This is a genomic window from Streptococcus intestinihominis (assembly GCF_046824975.1).
Taxonomy (GTDB): Bacteria; Bacillota; Bacilli; order Lactobacillales; family Streptococcaceae; genus Streptococcus.
The window spans coordinates 1,535-2,387 of the sequence record NZ_JBKQBL010000015.1; the positions used below are offsets into that span (position 1 = coordinate 1,535).

General features: G+C 28.0%; 1 protein-coding gene. It reads right to left on the bottom strand.

Annotated elements, in window-relative coordinates:
* Positions 1 to 684: 684 nt before the first annotated feature.
* Positions 685 to 853: CsbD family protein (locus ACLOR3_RS10645; protein ID WP_412037218.1), on the bottom strand; the 169-nt coding region annotated here is incomplete at its 5' end.

The following is an 853-nucleotide window of genomic DNA, read 5'->3' on the forward strand; positions in this document are numbered from 1 at the left end:
TTTAGTGACTCCACCCGCTACGAGACCGATAAGGCCTCCTATAATAATAGACCAAAGCATAATGGGCCTCCTTTCTATCTCAAAGAAAAGTTATTTAAACAATATTCAATAAGTAAGAATGAAGAATATAACATTTTAATTGTTTTTATTATTTTGATTTTTAGCTAAAAATTTCTTATTGAATAAAAATTCAAACGCTTTCTTTTCTAAGATTAATATAATCATACTGCATTATTTATGGCAAGTCAACTAAAATGTTTGCCTTTTTTAAATTTGTTGAAATATATTAAGTTATAAAACAAAAGACCTAAATAGTAGCATTGTTTCCGCTTTCAAAAATAGCAAATATATGCTGAGTTATGTCGTTATATGTTGATTTATATATCTGTTTTATTTGAATATGTTTTTTATAATTCTTTGTTTTCTTCTATATTATGTATGTTTATTTGATGCATAAAATAAATTAAAAATTGTGTATATTCTCACCAATTTATAAGTGCAACGCAGAGATATCGCCAATTGCGTATATCATAAAAAATCTTTTTTAGATCCCCTAAAACATACAGAATAGTAACACTTTCTTAAAACATTTGATTAAAAAGCACCCTAACTTCTATGATTGAGCTAAAACTATAGAATTTAGAGTGCTTAAAAGATTAACTATTTACGATTGAAAGATAACTATTATTTATCATCACCTTTAATCATATTTTTAACGCCTTCGATTGCGCCTTCAACGGCTTCTTTTGCGTCTTCTGCGACTTCTTTAACTTTAGAAACTACTTTTTCAGCAGCCCCTTCTTTTTCTGTTTTCTTGTCGCCAGTCAATTTACCGACACCTTCTTTGATTGCA